Annotated in this window: 12 protein-coding genes; 6 read left to right on the forward strand and 6 right to left on the reverse strand. The window is 75.1% G+C overall.

The window, feature by feature from the left end; translation table 11 throughout:
* Nucleotides 1-197: 197 nt before the first annotated feature.
* Together IG64_RS01355 and IG64_RS01360 are read left to right on the forward strand one after the other, a co-directional pair.
* Nucleotides 198-2,969: a SpoIIE family protein phosphatase gene (locus IG64_RS01355; RefSeq protein WP_078883710.1), complete on the forward strand. Its 2,772-nt coding sequence runs from the start codon at nucleotides 198-200 to the stop codon at nucleotides 2,967-2,969.
* Between the two features lie 163 nt (nucleotides 2,970-3,132).
* Complete coding sequence (locus tag IG64_RS01360; protein ID WP_037851014.1) at nucleotides 3,133-3,975, forward strand: chitosanase; 843 nt, start codon at nucleotides 3,133-3,135, stop codon at nucleotides 3,973-3,975.
* A gap of 40 nt (nucleotides 3,976-4,015) precedes the next feature.
* Here the strand turns inward: IG64_RS01360 and IG64_RS01365 are convergent, their stop codons facing one another.
* Complete coding sequence (locus IG64_RS01365; protein ID WP_051812236.1) at nucleotides 4,016-5,848, reverse strand: glycoside hydrolase family 15 protein; 1,833 nt, start codon at nucleotides 5,846-5,848, stop codon at nucleotides 4,016-4,018.
* A 280-nt stretch (nucleotides 5,849-6,128) separates the two neighbouring features.
* Here IG64_RS01365 and IG64_RS01370 point away from each other — a divergent pair, with 280 nt between their 5' ends.
* Nucleotides 6,129-6,353 (forward strand): hypothetical protein, encoded by a 225-nt coding sequence (locus IG64_RS01370; RefSeq protein ID WP_037851017.1) that lies wholly within the window; start codon nucleotides 6,129-6,131, stop codon nucleotides 6,351-6,353.
* A gap of 397 nt (nucleotides 6,354-6,750) precedes the next feature.
* Here IG64_RS01370 and IG64_RS01375 read toward each other — a convergent pair whose 3' ends face one another.
* The 3 genes from IG64_RS01375 to efeU all read right to left on the reverse strand — a co-directional run bounded on the left by IG64_RS01375 (nucleotide 6,751) and on the right by efeU (nucleotide 11,524).
* Nucleotides 6,751-7,239, reverse strand: coding sequence for a DUF5709 domain-containing protein (locus IG64_RS01375; RefSeq protein WP_037851021.1), 489 nt, complete (start codon nucleotides 7,237-7,239; stop codon nucleotides 6,751-6,753).
* Between the two features lie 434 nt (nucleotides 7,240-7,673).
* Nucleotides 7,674-8,954, reverse strand: coding sequence for an iron uptake transporter deferrochelatase/peroxidase subunit (gene efeB, locus IG64_RS01380; RefSeq protein WP_037851280.1), 1,281 nt, complete (start codon nucleotides 8,952-8,954; stop codon nucleotides 7,674-7,676).
* Nucleotides 8,955-9,031: 77 nt separating this feature from the next.
* The gene (gene efeU / locus IG64_RS41855) at nucleotides 9,032-11,524 is read right to left on the reverse strand and encodes an iron uptake transporter permease EfeU (protein ID WP_037851022.1); all 2,493 of its coding nucleotides are present in this window, start codon (nucleotides 11,522-11,524) and stop codon (nucleotides 9,032-9,034) included.
* A 349-nt stretch (nucleotides 11,525-11,873) separates the two neighbouring features.
* Between efeU and IG64_RS01390 the strand changes: the two genes are divergently transcribed.
* The 3 genes from IG64_RS01390 to IG64_RS01400 are packed head-to-tail and all read left to right on the forward strand — an operon-like array spanning nucleotide 11,874 to nucleotide 13,902.
* Nucleotides 11,874-12,542, forward strand: a complete 669-nt coding sequence (locus IG64_RS01390) for a DedA family protein (RefSeq protein ID WP_037851031.1) — start codon at nucleotides 11,874-11,876, stop codon at nucleotides 12,540-12,542.
* Complete coding sequence (locus IG64_RS01395) at nucleotides 12,539-13,141, forward strand: phosphatase PAP2 family protein (RefSeq protein WP_037851033.1); 603 nt, start codon at nucleotides 12,539-12,541, stop codon at nucleotides 13,139-13,141. Before IG64_RS01390 ends, IG64_RS01395 begins: the two co-directional genes overlap by 4 nt.
* Nucleotides 13,138-13,902 (forward strand): phosphatase PAP2 family protein, encoded by a 765-nt coding sequence (locus tag IG64_RS01400; protein ID WP_037851035.1) that lies wholly within the window; start codon nucleotides 13,138-13,140, stop codon nucleotides 13,900-13,902. Before IG64_RS01395 ends, IG64_RS01400 begins: the two co-directional genes overlap by 4 nt.
* A gap of 87 nt (nucleotides 13,903-13,989) precedes the next feature.
* Here IG64_RS01400 and IG64_RS01405 read toward each other — a convergent pair whose 3' ends face one another.
* Nucleotides 13,990-14,937: a lysylphosphatidylglycerol synthase domain-containing protein gene (locus IG64_RS01405; RefSeq protein ID WP_037851037.1), complete on the reverse strand. Its 948-nt coding sequence runs from the start codon at nucleotides 14,935-14,937 to the stop codon at nucleotides 13,990-13,992.
* Nucleotides 14,934-16,430 carry a hypothetical protein gene (locus IG64_RS01410; RefSeq protein WP_037851282.1) on the reverse strand — a complete coding sequence of 499 codons (1,497 nt, stop codon included), beginning with the start codon at nucleotides 16,428-16,430 and terminating at the stop codon, nucleotides 14,934-14,936. Before IG64_RS01410 ends, IG64_RS01405 begins: the two co-directional genes overlap by 4 nt.
* Between the last annotated feature and the right edge of the window lie 233 nt (nucleotides 16,431-16,663).

Here is a 16,663-nt window from a genome sequence, read left to right on the forward strand (position 1 = left end):
CCGGATGGCCGGACGGCGGACGCCACCGCCCCGGTGTTCGCCGTGCGCCGTCCCGCGCCTGCGCCCGCGCCCGGAGCGGTAGCCGCTCGGCGGGTGTGCGGCCGTGGGAAAGGGGTCCTGCCGCCGCCGGTGCAGCGGCCCGGCGCACAGGTGTGACGGGCCTCGCCACGAGGGGCCCGGCAGTGTAGACATGGCACATGGTCCGACTCCCGGGTCGAGCCGGTACCCGGTCGACCCGCCGTTCTGGCGGTCAGCGTCTTCAGCCGGCGCCCGGTTCCGCTCGTCGAGCGCGTGAGCGCGCCGAGCGGAACCGGGCCGCGGGCGGCTGGTTCGCGCGGCGGTGGGCGGCCCTGCGCGGCCGCACCGTCGCCGGACAGGTGTTCGTGCTCCAGGTCGTCGTGGTGCTGCTGCTGGTCCTGGCCGCGGTCGTCGCCCTGGTGCTGCAGGTACAGCACGACAGCACGCAGGAGGCCCGCGACCGGTCGCTGGCGGTCGCCGAGACGTTCGCCAACGCGCCGGGGACCGCCGCGGCACTCACCGGGCCCGATCCGACGGCCGTGCTGCAACCACGCGCCGAGGCGTCCCGCGCGGCGGCGCACGTCGACTTCATCGTCGTGATGAACACCGCCGGGATCCGCTACACCCACCCCGTGCCGGACCGGATCGGCAAGAAGTTCGTGGGCACCATCGCCCCCGCGGTGCACGGCAGACCCGTGGTGGAGGAGATCAACGGGACCATCGGGCGCCTGGTGCAGGCGGTGGTGCCGGTCAAGGCACCCGACGGCACGGTGGTGGGGCTGGTGGCGGCCGGCATCACCACGCGCAACGCGGGGGGTCTCGCGGACCGGCAGCTGCCCGTCGTGCTGGGCGCGGCTGCCGTCGGCCTCGCCCTGGCCACCGCGGGGACCGCCCTGGTCAGCAGGCGGCTGCTGCGTCAGACGCACGGCCTGGGGCCGGGCGAGATGACCCGGATGTACGAGCACCACGACGCGGTGCTCCACTCGGTGAGGGAGGGCGTGATCATCGTCGGCGACGACGGCCGGCTGCTCCTGGCCAACGACGAGGCGCACCGCCTGCTCGGCCTGCCCGAGGACGCCGAGGGCCGCCGGGTGCTCGGCCTGGGGCTGGATCCGGGCACGGCGGCACTGCTCGCCTCCGGGCGGATCGCCACCGACGAGGTGCACCTGGTCGGCGACCGGTTGCTGGCGATCAACCAGCGGGCCACCGACCTGGAGGGCGGTCCCTCGGGCAGCGTGGCCACCCTGCGCGACTCCACGGAGCTGCGCGCGCTGTCCGGACGCGCGGAGGAGGCTCGCGAGCGCCTCAGCCTGCTCTACGACGCCGGGGTGGGCGTGGGCACCACCCTGGACGTGACCCGGACCGCGGAGGAACTGGTGCGGGTGGCCGTACCCCGCTTCGCGGACTTCGCCACGGTGGACCTGTACGACGCCGTGCTGCGCGGCGAGGAGCCGGAGCAGGGTGCCGCGCTGCGCCGTGCGGCGGCCGGCGGCATCCGCGACGACGCGCCGCTGCTCCCGGTGGGCTCACAGATCCGCTTGGCGCCGTCCTCCCCGCAGGCGCGCAGCCTCGGCACCCGCCGGCCGGTCCTGGAACCGCGTGTCGAGGCCGCCCCCGGCGGGCCGGCGCAGGAGGCGGACGGCACCGGACAGATGGCCCGGCACGGCATCCACTCGCTGATCACCGTCCCGGTGCGGGCGGGCAACGTGATCCTCGGTGTCGTCGACTTCTGGCGCTCGCAGGAGGACGAACCGTTCGACGCCGAGGAACTGGCCCTGGCCGAGGAGCTGGTGGCGCGGGCCGCGGTCTCCATCGACAACGCCCGGCGCTACACGCGCGAGCACGGCATGGCGGTCACCCTCCAGCGCAGTCTGCTGCCGCGCAGCCTGCCCGAGCAGGGTGCCCTCGAGATCGCCTACCGCTACCTGCCCGCGCAGGCGGGGGTGGGCGGGGACTGGTTCGACGTGCTGCCGCTGTCCGGGGCGCGGGTGGCGCTGGTCGTCGGGGACGTGGTCGGTCACGGGCTGCACGCGGCGGCCACGATGGGCCGGCTGCGCACGGCCGTGCACAACTTCTCCGCCCTGGACCTGCCGCCGGACGAACTGCTGGGTCTGCTGGACGAGATGGTGGACCGGATCGACCAGGACGAGAGGACCGGGGCCACCGACGGTGCCGGCGCGCCCGTGATCGGCGCGACCTGCCTCTACGCGGTCTACGATCCCGTCTCCCGGCGCTGCTCGATCGCCCGCGCCGGCCACCCGCCGCCGGCCGTGATCGCCCCCGGCGGCGAGGTGACGTTCGCCGACGTGCCCGCCGGGCCCCCGCTCGGGCTGGGCGGTCTGCCGTTCGAGACGGCCGAGCTGGAACTCGCCGAGGGCAGCCGTCTGGTGCTGTACACCGACGGGCTCGTCGAGGACCGGGCGCTCGACATCGACGTGGGCCTGGAGGAACTGCGCGGCGCGCTCTCCTCGGCGGGCCCGTCGCCCGAGGAGACGTGCCGCGCCGTGCTGGACTCGCGGCTGCCGTTCCGGCCGGGCGACGACATCGCGCTGCTCGTCGCCCGGACGCGGGCGCTGGGCGCCGACCGGACGGCCGAGTGGGAGGTGCCCGCGGACCCGGCGGCCGTCGGCGACGTACGGGCCTCGGTGAGCCGCTGCCTCGCGCGGTGGGGGCTGGAGGAGGCGGCCTTCACCACGGAGCTGATCCTCAGTGAGCTGGTGACCAACGCCATCCGCTACGGCAGCACGCCCATCCGGGTGCGGATGCTGCGCGACACCGCCCTGATCTGCGAGGTCTTCGACAGCAGCAGCACCTCGCCGCACCTGCGGTACGCGGCCTCCACCGACGAGGGCGGCCGGGGTCTGTTCCTGGTGGCGCAGCTCGCGGACCGCTGGGGCACCCGCTACACGCCCACCGGGAAGGTGATCTGGGCGGAGCAGTCCCTGTCCTGAACCCGGCGTCCGCCCTCTCGTGTTCCCTCCCTGCTCCCCTCGTTCGTTCCTACGAATTCGTGCACGACGGGTGCCCACCTGTTCGAGCCTCTGGTAGGAAACCTTCCTATCAGTTGGTCCTCCGGGCCGACTCCGCACCCCCCACTCCCCCTTGGAGCCCAACGTGCATCCGAACCCCGACACGGCCCGCCCGGCCGGTGCCTCCCGCCGTACCGTCCTCGCCCTCCTCGGCGCCGGCGCGGTCGCCGTCCCGCTGCTCGGCGCCGTTCCGCGGGCGGTGGCCGCCCCGGCGGCGGCGCCCGGCCTGGACGACCCGGCGAAGAAGGAGATCGCCATGAAGCTGGTGTCGAGCGCGGAGAACTCCTCGCTCGACTGGAAGGCGCAGTACAAGTACATCGAGGACATCGGCGACGGCCGCGGCTACACCGCCGGCATCATCGGCTTCTGCTCCGGCACCGGCGACATGCTCGACCTGGTCCAGCTCTACACCGACCGCAAGCCGGGCAACGTCCTGGCCAAGTACCTGCCCGCGCTGCGCAAGGTCAACGGCAGCGACTCGCACTCCGGCCTCGGCTCGGCGTTCGTCTCGGCCTGGCGCACCGCGGCCAAGGACAGCGCCTTCCAGCAGGCCCAGAACGACGAGCGGGACCGGGTGTACTTCAACCCGGCGGTCTCCCAGGGCAAGACCGACGGGCTGCGCGCGCTCGGCCAGTTCGCCTACTACGACGCCATCGTCATGCACGGCGACGGCGACGACTCCACCAGCTTCCGCAACATCCGCAAGCGGGCGCTGCGCAGCGCCGAGCCGCCGGCGCAGGGCGGCGACGAGACGGCGTACCTGAACGCGTTCCTGGACGCGCGGGTGTGGGCCATGAAGCAGGAGGAGGCGCACAGCGACACCAGCAGGGTCGACACCGCGCAGCGGGTCTTCCTGCGCAAGGGCAACCTGGACCTGAAGACGCCGCTGGACTGGAAGGTGTACGGCGACTCGTACCACATCGGCTGACCGCCGGGCGGGCCCCGGGGCCGGCGGACGGCTCCCGGGGTCAGCCGAGGGCACGGTCCAGGTTGTAGGCGGCGCTGATCAGGGACAGGTGGGTGAAGGCCTGCGGGAAGTTGCCCTGCTGTTCGCCGGTGCGGCCGATCTCCTCCGCGTACAGGCCCAGGTGGTTGGCGTAGGTGAGCATCTTCTCGAACGCGAGGCGGGCCTCGTCCAGGCGCCCGGCGCGGGTCAGTGCCTCGACGTACCAGAAGGAGCAGATCGAGAAGGTGCCCTCGTCGCCGCTCACCCCGTCGGGGCTGGTGCGCGGGTCGTAGCGGTAGACGAGGGAGTCGGAGACCAGGTCCTCGGTGAGCGCGTCGAGGGTGGCCAGCCACTTGGGGTCGGTGGGGGCGATGAACTTGGCGAGCGGCATCATCAGGACGGCGGCGTCCAGCACGTCGCCGCCCTCGTACTGGACGAACGCCTGCCGCCGCCGCGACCAGCCGCGGTCCATGATGCGGCGGTAGATCGCGTCCCGGCCGCGCTGCCAGCGGGCCAGGTCGGCGGGCAGGCCGCGGCGGTTGGCCAGCCGGATCGCGCGTTCGACGGCCACCCAGCACATCAGGCGCGAGTACAGGAAGTTCCGGCGCCCACCGCGGGTCTCCCACACGCCTTCGTCGGGCTGGTCCCAGTGCTCGCAGACCCAGTCGACCAGCGCGCACACGTCGTCCCACTGGGCGCTGGAGATCGGCTCGGCCCACTTGTCGTAGAGGTAGATGGAGTCGATCAGGGCGCCGTAGATGTCGAGCTGGAGCTGGTCGGCGGCGGCGTTGCCGACCCGGACCGGGGCGGAGCCCTGGTGCCCCTCCAGGTGGGGCAGCTCGCGCTCGGGGAGGTCGGTGCGGCCGTCGATGCCGTACATGATCTGCAGCGGGCCGGTCGCCCTGCCGTCGCCCGGGCTGATGTGCCGGGTGACGAACCGCATGAAGGCCGCGGCCTCGCCGCTGAAGCCGAGGCGCAGCAGGGCGTAGACGGCGAAGGCGGCGTCGCGCACCCAGACGTAGCGGTAGTCCCAGTTGCGCTCGCCGCCGACGCGCTCGGGCAGGCTGGTGGTGGGCGCGGCGACGATGGCGCCGGTGGGGGCGTAGGTGAGGAGTTTGAGGGTGAGGGCGGAGCGGTGCACCATCTCCCGCCAGCGGCCCCGGTAGCGGGACTGCGCGATCCAGCGCCGCCAGTACGCCACGGTGGCCGCGAACTGCTCCTCCGCCTCGGTCCGCGCGCACCGGCGCGGGGCCACCTCGCCGCCGACCTGGTCGAGGGCGAAGACGGCGGACTCGCCCTCGGTGAGCTTGAAGTCGGCCCGGACGTCGGGTCCCTCGGTCTCCAGCGGCACGGTGGCCGTGAGGGCGAGGGCCAGGCCCGCGGACTCGAACAGGGTCATGCAGCCCTCCGTGCGCACCGTGTGCGGGTCGGCGCCGTAGCCGAAGCGCGGGGCCACGCGCACGCGGAACGGGACGGTGCCCCGCACGCACACCACGCGCCGGATCAGCCGGTGACGTTCGGCCTCGCCCAGGTCGCCCGAGACCGGCATGAAGTCCTGCACCTCCCCGACGCCGTCCTCGGTGAAGAACCGGGTGATCAGCACATTGGTGTCGGGGAAGTAGAACTGCTTGGTGCGTGCTCCCTGGGCCGCGGCGAGTTCGAAGCAGCCGCCCCGCTCGGCGTCCAGCACGGCGGCGAAGACGCTAGGGGCGTCGAAGGCGGGGCAGCAGTACCAGTCGATGGTGCCGTCGGTGCCGACCAGGGCGACCGTGCGCAGGTCGCCGATCAGACCGTGGTCGGCGATCGGCACGTACCGGCGTGCGCCCGCCGGCGGCGGGCCTGAGCTGTCGGTCATCGCTGCGGCCTCCCTGCCGGGTCGCGCGGCCCCCGCGTCTGCCGCCCCGGCGCCTTGGCCGGGTCCTTCCAGCTTACGGAGCGGGCCGGTAGAACGGAGGTTTCCGGACGGGACGGTCCGGTACTCCTGAAGCGGGCCGGGGCCGGCCCGCACGGTGCGGCGGCCCTTCCGGATGCAGGGTGCGGCGCGGCGGGCAATCGTAGGAGGAGGTCCCGGTCCCGCGGCACGGGCGGCGCAGTCCGGACCCGGGCGGGTACCCGGCCGGACCCGAGGAGGACACATGTCGATGTCAGAGCCCGACGCATCCCGTTCGCCCGAAGCGTCCCGTTCGCCAGGCAACCGCTGCACGCCGGACAGCGTGCTCCACGCCCGTACCGGCACCGACGTCTCGCCCGAGGACGTCGTGCTGGCCGCGGGGCGTGACATCACCCCGCGCAACCTGGAGTGGGCCAAGCGCAAGATCGAGACCGAGGGGCCTGCCGCCCTGGACAAACTGCTGCCCTAGCTGAGGGCGGACCGCGGGGTCCGCCGGCGTGACGGGGACCGGAGCCGTGGGCTGCGGTCCCCGTCCGTGCCGGGTGCCTTCCGCCGCGCGCCTACCGCGAGTCGCCTACCGCGAGTCCGCGGGCCCGCCCGGGCGGGGCGGGAGAACCGTTGCGCGGCCGGGGGGCCGCCGGGCCGGCGAGAACCGCAGCGGGGCCGCGCCCGCCCCGGCAGGACGGAGCGGACCCGTCTGCGGCGGTAGTACAGCCCGGCGGTGCCGGAGCCGTAGGCCGGTGCCCGAGCCGTACGCGGCGGTGCCGGAGCCGTAGGCCGGTGCCCGAGCCGTACGCGGCGGTGCCGGAGCCGTAGGCCGGTGCCCGAGCCGTAGGCCGGTGCCGGAGCCGTAAGCGGCGGTGCCGTCAGCGCCCGGTGTCCTCGCCGGGCAGGGTGCTGTTGTCCTCGACGACGTGCACGGCGGCCTCCTCGGCGCCCGCGGCTCCCCCGTCGATGCCTGCGTCGAAGGCGACCTCCTCCTTGGTGGTGTCGGCGTGCGCGCCCTCGTCCGGGGCGACCAGGCGCCCGGCGCGCTCGTCCCCCGCCTCGGGGTCGACCGGCTCGCCCTCGCCGCCGGGGAGGTCGCCCGTGCCGTCGCCCTCCGGCTCGCCCGTGTCGGGCTGCTCCTGGGCCAGCCGCTGGTCGAGGCTCTCGCCCTCGTGCTGTTCGGCGGCCGTGGTGCCGTACTTGTCGACGCCGAGCGGCTTCTCGGGCGGTGAGTAGCCCTCGTCGAGGGTGTCGTCGTAGGTCCGCTCGCCGATCGCGTCCTGCATGTCCAGCGGCGCGGCGTCCTCCTGCTCCTCGTTGTTCCCGGTGGGCTGGTAGGCGTCGTCGGCCATCGGATCGGTGCTCACGGGTGCCTCCCTCGCGGCGGCTTGCGGTCGCGGTGTCGTGCTCCGCGTTTCCCGCCGCGGGCGCTCCAATCCCCCGGGCCGCGGATTCCCCCGGTCAGGGACGTGCGGGGCGAGCACGAACGCGGCCATCGCGCCGGCCCTGGTCCACTCCTGCCGCGTCATGGAGGTGCGGACGCGGTGCCAGGCCGAGCGCTGGGCCTCGGCCCTGGCGGGGAGGAGCGGAGTGGGACCAGGGGCGGCCGTCATGGGGAGCTTTCCTTCGGTGGAGGGTGCCCGAGGCCGCACCGGGCGGCTTCTTGTCATTCACCCATCTGCGAATGATGTGCAGTAAAGCCCGTGATGGATCTTGACCATGGGAGGGGAGAGTCCGCCGCGCCCCTGGCCGCGGTGCGCCACGACACGGTCGTGCCGCTCAGGCGCCGTGACCGGCCGTTTCAGGCCGCCAGCAGGCCGCGGCCGAGCCAGTCGGCGGAGTCCCGCACTCCGGGCAGGACGAAGAAGTAACCGCCGCCGGTCGGCGAGATGTAGTCGACGAGCGGCTCGTCGATCAGCCGGGTCTGGGTCGCCTCGAACTGGCGGACGACGTCCTGCTGGTAGCAGCAGAAGACGAGGCCCATGTCGAGGTTGCCGACGTTGTCGACGCCCCGGTCGTAGTTGTAGCCGCGGCGCAGCAGACGGGAGGCGTCGGTGGCGGCGGTGCGCGGGTTGGCGAGCCGGATGTGGGAGTCCAGCGGGATCGCGGTGCCGTGCGGGTCCTTGGCGTACTGGGGGACGTCGGTCTCCCGGACGCCGTCCAGCGGGGCGCCGGTGTCCTTGCGGCGGCCGAACATCTTCTCCTGCTCGGTCAGGGAGACCCGGTCCCAGAACTCCACCAGCATGCGGATGATCCGGATGACCTGGTAGCTGCCCCCGGTCGCCCAGGCGGGCTCGCCCTGGCCCGCGCCCACCCAGATCAGGCGGTCGGTCTCCCGCGCGGAGGTGACGTCCGGGTTGGCGATGCCGTCCTTGAAGCCGAGCAGGTTGCGCTGTGTTCCGGTGGGGCGCGGGGTGTTCTGGAATCCGTCGATGCGCCACTTGACCTGCAGGGCGCCGCGGGTGTGCCGGGCGATGTCGCGCAGGGCGTGCAGCACGGTGTCCCGGCGGTTCGCGCAGATCTGCAGGGACAGGTCCCCGTGGCACTCGGCGGCCCGGAGGCTGTCGTTGGGGAAGGTGCGCATCGGGGTGAGCCGGCGCGGCCTGGCCCCGGCGAGGCCGTAGCGGTCGTCGAAGAGGGAGGCGCCGACGCCCACGGTGACGGTGAGGGCGTCGGCGGGGACCTCCGGGCCGAGGATGCCGCTGTCGGACGGCGGGGCGCCGACACCCAGGTCGGCGGGGGTGCCGCCGGCGGTGAGGAGGCGGGCCCGCTCGGTGAGCGTCCTCAGCAGGTCGGCCAGTTCCCGGCGGCCGTCGGCGATGACGTCGAAGGAGACGAACGCGGCGGCGGCCTGGGCCGGGGTGACGACGCCCGCCTGGTGGACGCCGTGGAAGGGGATCTCCGTCGGCTCGGAGGAGTCGGCGGCGTGCGCCTCGGCGGTGCCGGTCCGGCCCAGCGCGAGTCCTCCGCCGGCCAGGACCGCGCCTGCGGCCCCGGCCCCGAGGGCCGTACGGACGAAGGTCCGGCGGCCGTGACCGGCGGGGCAGCCGCCCGAGGGGGCGGGCGTGGCGGCGGACGGCATGGAGGGGTTCCCTTCGGGGTCGGCGGTGGTGGCGGGGCTGACGGGGGCTGCCGCGCGGTCCGCGCGGGGTGCGGACATCAGGCGGACTTCCTGATCTCCAGCAGGTCCGGCACGGGGGCGAGGTCTTCCAGGAGCTGTCCGGTGGCGCCGTCCAGGCGGGCCCGGGTGTGCGCGTCGAGCCGGTCGACCGGTGTCCAGGCGGTGCCGTGGCGGGCCGCGTCGAGCAGTGCGCGCAGCCGGGCGACGTCGCTGTCCACGGTGGGCAGCAGGTGTGGGGCGCGGCTGGTCAGCAGCGGTTTCAGTACGGTGAGCAGCTCGCGGGTGCCGTCGAGGTTCGCGTCGGCCGTGGCCAGCTCGGTGCCGCTGCCCTGGTCGGCGTCGCCGGTCAGCTCGAACTGGAGGGTGTTCTCCAGGATCTCGTGGGCGCGCAGCGGCAGGTCGCCCGGGTCGAACTCCTGGCGGGGGAAGGCCTCGCGCAGACCGGCCGCGTCGGCGGCGAGCCGCCGGGCCGGCGCCTTGAGCCGGTCGGCGTCCTGTCCGTGCCACAGGCCGTACTCGATGCGGTGGAACCCGGTGAAGTCCTTGTCCTCGACGCCGTCCGGGAGCCCGTCCGGCCTTCCGTCGATCTTCTTGTCGAAGTCCTCGAAGGTGCCGTAGGCGGCGCCCAGGGAGGAGTAGGTGCGGTGGGCGGTGAGCCAGTCGGCGCGGGCCGCGCCGAGGTGACCGCCCTGGATGTCGTCGTCGAGCCTGGCGGTCTGGGCGACCAGGGCGGCCAGGCCCTTGCCGACGTACCGCCGGTACTGCGCGAGCGGTCCGGCCAGGTCCTGCGCGGAGACGGGGACGACCGCCCTCGCCCCCGCACCGCCGCTCACCCGCACGGTTTCGGAGGTGACCGCCTTGCCGCCGGTCGGTACGCAGCGCCAGGCGTAGCTGCCGCCCGCGACGGTGGCGACGAGGTCGCGGGTGGTGCCGGGGGCCAGGCCCTCGATCTCGCCGTAGACCGCGTTGCTCGCCGGGTCGATCAGATAGACCTCGGAGGTCTTCGAGCCGGTGTTGTGCATCCGGAAGGTCTGCCGGCCCGTCCGGGGCGCGGTGAAACCCTTGCCGCAGTCCTTCTCGGACACGGCGACGGTCTGGGCACCGGCGGGCTCGGACCGGCCGAGGGCGACGACGAGCCCGGCCACCACCGCGGGCACGGCCACGACGGCGACGGGAACGACCCAGGCGGGACGCCGGCGACGGGTCCGGCCACCCGCGCCGTGCGCGACGGGCGCGTCGGCACCCGGGGTGGCGGGCGCGCCGGCGCCGGAGCTGGAGTCGGCGCCGGGCGTTGGGTCGGAGCCGGGCGTTGGGTCGGAGCCGGGCCTGGGCTCGCGGGCCGCCGTGGGCTCGGGGGCGGGCGTGGGCCCGGCCTCGGACAGAGGACCGGCCTCGGCGGCGGGCTCCGGCAGCGGCGCCGGCTCGGCGGGGCCCGGGGCGGCGGAGTCGGCCGACGGGGACTGCGGCTCGGCGGCCCGCGCCGGACGCGGGTCCGGCGCGGCGGACGGCTCCGGACAGGGCCCGGAACCGGTGGGCGGCGCGGCAGGGGACTCGGAGCGGGCACCGGCCTCGGACGGCGTACCGGACCCGGAGGGAGTACCGGCCCCGAACGGGGCACCGGACCCGGACGGGGCGGCGGGCTCGGCCGAGCCTGCCGCGGCGGCCGTCGCGACAGGCTTCGGGGCGGGCGCGGCACTGCTCGCACCCGCGCTCGCGCCCCCCGCCCGGACGCCGCGCACGAACAGGGTCATCACCACGGCGAGGTAGCCGGCGTAGGCGACGACCTGGACCCACGTCATCGCCGGGGTCAGGTTGAGGACACCCTGGACCAGGGTGCTGTACCAGGAGCCGGCGTCGACGCTGCCGCTGAGGTCGACGGCGTAGGCCGTGCCCCCGGGCAGGACGCCTCCTTCCTGGAGGTCGCGCAGGCCGTAGCCGAGGACGCCCGCCGCGATCACGATGAGCACGGCTCCGGTGGCGGTGAAGAACTTGGTGAGGTTGATCTTCAGGACCCGCCGGTACAGACCCCAGCACAGCCCGGCGGCCAGGACCAGCCCGAACCCTGCGCCGGCCAGCGGGCCTGCGGACTCCCCGGCCGCCCGGGCGGTGGTCCACAGGAACAGGGCGGTCTCCAGGCCCTCGCGGCCCACGGCGAGGAAGGAGGTCAGGATCAGCATGCCCGCGCCCATGGCGAGCGCGCCGGTCACCTTCTGCCTGATCTCGCCGGAGAGGCTGCGGGCCGAGCGGCGCATCCAGAAGACCATGGCGGTGACGAACGCCACGGCGACCACGCTGAGCGCGCCGCCGAACGCCTCCTGCGCCGTCGCCGAGAGGGAGGCCGCGGTGAAGGTGAGGACCGCGCCGAAGCTGAGCGCCAGCGCGACGGCCGCCAGGACGCCGGTCCACACCTGCGGCAGCCGGGACCTGGCCCCCGCCCTGACCAGGGTCGCCACCAGGATGGAGACGATCAGCCCGCCTTCGAGTCCTTCCCGCAGCCCGATCAGGAAACTCGGAAACGCGTCGTCCCACATGCCGTGCGGCCCTCCCGGCACACCGCCCCGGCCTCGCTGGGACCGACTTAGAGAAGGCATGCCTTACTTCGGCACCCATCATGACTACACGCATGTAGTCGATCGGTCACGAAGCGGCAATGCGCGGGCAAAACCCGCAGCGGTCCGGCGCACGGACCGGTCCCGACGACGCGGCCCGCGCCGCCGCCCGCACCGATTCACCCGCCGGTTCACCCGTTGGGCCGATCACGGGAACACCGCACGAGTCGTTTTCGTCTACAGTGCAGTAGACGGTCTACAGGGATGTAGTCACTCCGGACTGTCGTTCCGCGCGTCCCCCGCCCTCCCCCGACGGAAAGAGCCCGCGCCGATGATCACACCCTCGCTCCTGTCCTCACAGCTCGCGGTCAATGTGCTGGACGCCCAGTCGCTGCTGGCCGCCTTCGGCGTGCTGGGCGTCGGCGTGGTGCTGTTCGCCGAGACGGGACTGCTCGTCGGCTTCTTCCTGCCGGGCGACTCGCTGCTGTTCACCGCGGGACTGCTGTGCACGGGCTCGGCCGACCGGGGGGTGCGGCTGTCGCTGGCGCCGCTGCTGCTCGCCGCCGCCGTGGGCGCGCTCGCCGGGTCCCAGTGCGGATACCTGCTGGGCCGCAAGGCCGGGGGCGCCCTGCTGGCCCGCAGCCGCTCGCCGCGGCTGCACGAGGGCGCGCGGCGCGCCGAGGAACTCCTGGAGCGGTACGGGTTCGCCAAGGCGATCGTGCTGGCCCGCTTCGTGCCGGTGGTACGGACCGTGCTCAACCCGATGGCGGGCGCGCTGGGCGTGCCGGTGCGGACGTTCACCCTCTGGCAGGTGGCGGGCGGCCTCGTGTGGAGCATGGGCCTGACCCTCGCGGGGTACGCGCTCGGCTCCTCGGTGCCGGACGTCGACAAGTACCTGCTGCCGGTGATCGCGCTCATCGTGGTCGTGTCGCTGATCCCGCTCGCCGCAGAGGTGCTGCGCTCCCGGCGCGCCGCGAAGGCGAAGGAGGCACGCGGATGATGCTCGCCCTGTCGGGCGCGTCGGTCGACGGGTCCCTCTACACGGACGTGGTGGACCTCGCCCGCCGGTCCCCGGCCTGGTTCGACGACACGGTGTCGGCGTGGTCGGCATACGGCCTGGCCCTGTTCGCCGTGCTGATGCTCGCGGGCTGGTGGCGGGCGCGGCGGGTGGACGCGGCGGCGGCCGTGACCGCGCTGGCGGTGCCGGTGGCCGTGGTCCTCGCCTACCTCGTGAACTCGCTGGTGAAGGCGGCCGTGCACGAGGTGCGGCCCTGCCGGACCCTGCACGCGGTGACCCTGGAGGCCTGCCCGGCGCGCACCGACTGGTCCTTCCCGAGCAATCACGCGGCGATCGCCGCGGCCGCGGCGGTGGCCCTCTTCTTCGTGTCGCGGCGCCTCGGGGCGATCGCCGCCGTCGCCGCCGTGGCGATGGCGGTCTCCCGGGTCTGGGTCGGCGCGCACTACCCGCACGACGTGGCGGTGGGGCTCGTGGCCGGCGCGCTGGTGGCCTTCGCGGTGATGCGGGTGGTGCTGCGCAGTCCCGAAGGCCTGGCCCGGCGGATCGCGGCGACCCGGCTGCGCCCGCTGCTCGTCTCATGAGGCGCCGGGACACGGCCGATCTGGCGGGCAGTACGGCGCTGGGCGCCTGGGCCGCCTTCACCGTGATCGCCCTGGTCGTCGTGGGCGGGCACGGCGCTCCGTTGCGGGTGGACCGGACGCTGCTGTCCTGGTCGGCCGGCCACCGTCCCGAGGTGGCGGTGGCCGTGGCCCGGGCGCTGACCGCCACGGGGACGGGTGCCGTGCCGTACCTGCTGGTCGCGCTGGCCGGGGCGGTCCTCGGCCGCACGGCACGGCAGCGTACGGCCGCGGCGGCCGTGTGCGTGGCCTGCCTGGCCCTGGGGCAGGCGGCGCGCCAGGGGGTGATGGAGCTGATCACCCGCCCGCGTCCGCCGCGGCAGGACTGGGCGACGCACGCCACGGGCTGGTCGTTCCCGTCCGGTCACACGACCACGTCGGCGGTGACCGCCGCGGTGGTGATCCTCGCGGTGGTCCTGCGCGCTCCGCGCGGCCGGGCGGCGCTGTGCCTGGTGACGGGCTGCTGGGGCGCGCTGGTGGGGCTGACCCGGGTGTACCTCGGGGTGCACTGGTTCACCGACGTCGTCGGCGGCTGGCTGTTCGCCGCGGGCTGGTTCGGGGTGTGCCTGTGCGCGGCCGTCAAGTGGCTGCCGCCGCGGTTCGTCACCGCGCTGACGAGTCACGCGCCCGGCCCGGCGGACGCCGCCCTGCCGCCGGACCAGGCCCCTTCCGCCGGACCGGGCCAGGACCCTCCGGGCCGGCCGGAACGGTCCCGCTCGGCCTGACGCCCCGGACCGCACCGCTCCGTCCCGGGACCGCCCTCGTCCGCCTCCGCCCGCCCCGCTCAGCCCGGCGGACTGCACACCCCTGTCTCACACCGCCCTGCGGCGGATCAGGACGCCCAGCACCAGCAGGCCCGGCACCAGCGGCAGCCAGACCGTCAGCAGGCGGTAGCCGAGGACGGCGGAGGCCGCGGTGGCGGCCGGTGCGCCGGAAGTGGTCAGGGCGAAGGCGAGCGCCGCGTCCAGGGAGCCGAGCCCGCCGGGCGTGGGCAGCAGGGCGGCGGCACTGCTGGCGGCGAGATAGAGGAGCGCCACCCGGACCGGCGGCAGGGGCAGCCCGACGGCCTGCACGACGGAGACGAGGACCAGGCAGTGCGCCGCCGCGAAGGCGAGCGAGCCTCCCCACAGGGCGGCGGCCCGCTGCGGCCGGCGGTGCACGGCCCGGACGTCCGTCCCCAGCGTCGCGACGGCGCGTGCGCACCGGGACCTGAGCGGGCCGCGCAGCACCACCGTCACCAGGACGACGGCGGCCAGGGCCCCGGCCACCGCGGTGACCGGGACGTGCGGGAACCGCAGGACGCCGGGGCAGGCAGCGGCGAGCACGGCGATCAGCGCCGCGCGGGCCAGGGCACCGGCCGCGGCCTTGACCGCGAGGGCGCTCGCCGAGCGCGAGGCGGGCAGCCCGCAGCGCATCAGGAACCGCAGGTTGACCGCCCCCGCGCCCAGTCCCGCGGGCAGCACGTGGTTGGCGGCCGAGGCGGCGAACTGCGCGGCCAGCAGCCGGGCCCGGGGCAGCCGTTCGGCCACGGCTCCCTGCTGTGCCAGGGCCGCGCACCCCCAGGTGGCCAGGGCGGCGCTCGCACCCACCAGCAGCCATCCCTGGTCGGCGACGGCGAGCCGGTCGGCACCGGACTCGAGGACGGGCCAGTGCCGCTGCCCGAGGTACACGGCGCACAGCAGCACCGCGAGCATGACGCCGGTGTGCCACCAGGTACGGCGGCGCAGTGCGGCGGGGCGGGTGAGCAGCGGTGAGGTCATGTGGCGGGGCCCTTCTGCGCCGTCGGCGCGACGTACAGGAGGAGGCCGCCGAGTCGGTGGGCCGGCCAGCCGCGGGCGTACGCGGGCGGGGTGCCGCCCGCCGGGGTGAGTGTGGCGACCGGGATCCGTCGTGCGGTCTCCTCGATGGCGGCGCGGGTGGAGTTGGCGTTGTGGCCGTCCGTCGCGGCGGAGCCGCAGCCGGCGTAGAACGCGACGGGGATGGCGTCCTGACCGGTCAGCAGGCAGGGCGGGCGCACCCCGAGGGCGTGCAGCGCCCCGGCGGTGCGGTGCCAGGCGCGGCGGTCGGCGGTGGTGCGGGTGACGGTGCGGTCGAGGACGGCGTACTGGACCGCCAGGTGCACGGCGAGCGCGAGGACGGCGAGGCTCAGGGCGGCCGGCCGCCAGGTGCCCCGGGGGGTGATGACGAGGTGGAGGACGGCGTCGGCGGCGGGGACGGCGAGCAGGGCGTAGGCGGGCAGGAGGAAGCGGGGGGCGGCGTAGCCGATCAGGAACAGGTACGGGAAGGCCGCCGCGGCGGCGCAGACGAGCGCGGTCCGGGTGGGGGCGGCGCGCCGGGCGCGGCGGGCGAGGAGCAGGCCCAGCAGGGCGAGCACGGGCAGGACGTACCACCATGCGGTGACCAGGGGGGCGGGCAGCGCCCCGGTGCACGGGCGGCACAGGGTCCGCCCGCCCAGGCTGCGCAGTTGGTCGGTGACGGCGAAGTGCAGGCCGAGGCCGTCCTGGATGGCGGAGGCGTCGGCGAGCCGCCGCAGCGGGCCGCCGTGGCCGGCGTAGGCCTCGGCGGCCCATTCGCCGCAGCCGGCGGCCAGACCGGCCAGGAGTGCGGCGAACGGTCTCCAGCGGCGTCCGGGGACGGCGAGGACGAGCAGCGGGAGCGCGATCCAGACCGCGTCCACCGGGCGCATCAGGGCCATCAGGGCGGCGGTGCCCGCCAGTCCGGCGTGGGCGGCGCGGTCGCGGGGATCCGCGCGGGCGCGCACGAAGCAGCCCGCGCAGGCGAGCGCGCCGACGGCCACCCAGTAGTTGGGCATGGCCTGCGGGCCGTAGAAGAGGGTGACCCACAAGGAGGCGTACAGGGCGCCCGCGAGGGCGAGGACGCGGGCGGGGAAGAGCCGGCGCCACACCCGCAGGGCCAGGTACAGCGCGAGGCCCGACAGCAGGGCGAGGCAGATCCGCAGCAGTGCCGTGGAGGACGACCAGGAGGCGACGGGGGCGACCAGGAGCGGGACGCCGCGGGCGCGGGGGGCGCTGAAGAAGGCGGCGGGGGCGTGCGGGCTGACCTGGCTGACGTAGACGGTCTCGTCCCAGCCGAGGCCCATGCCGGGGTGTACGAGGAGGACTTGCGCCAGGGTGAACGCGGCGGCCACGGCCGCGACCGGCAGAGCGCCGGTGCGGCGCCCCGCCCTGCCGGGGCCGGGCGCCGGTGCGGGTCGCCCGATGCCGGCGAGTACGGCGTGCGTGCGGTCGGCCATCTCCACCCCTCGTCCCTACGCACTGTAGGGTTTCTGACTTCACAGTGTGCGGGAGCGGTGCGGGAATCGGGCAGGGCGCCGGGGAACCGCGGGGGAAACATCGCGGAAAATCCGGCGGACCCACGGGACGTCACCGGCAGGAACGCACCGGCGGCCGGGACAGGAGAGAGGCACGAGCGGCGGATCACGGACAAGTTACCCCGTCTCGGGGCGTTCCGCCGGGCGGGACACCG

The organism is Streptomyces sp. NRRL S-340 (assembly GCF_000720185.1).
Taxonomy (GTDB): domain Bacteria; phylum Actinomycetota; class Actinomycetes; order Streptomycetales; family Streptomycetaceae; genus Streptomyces.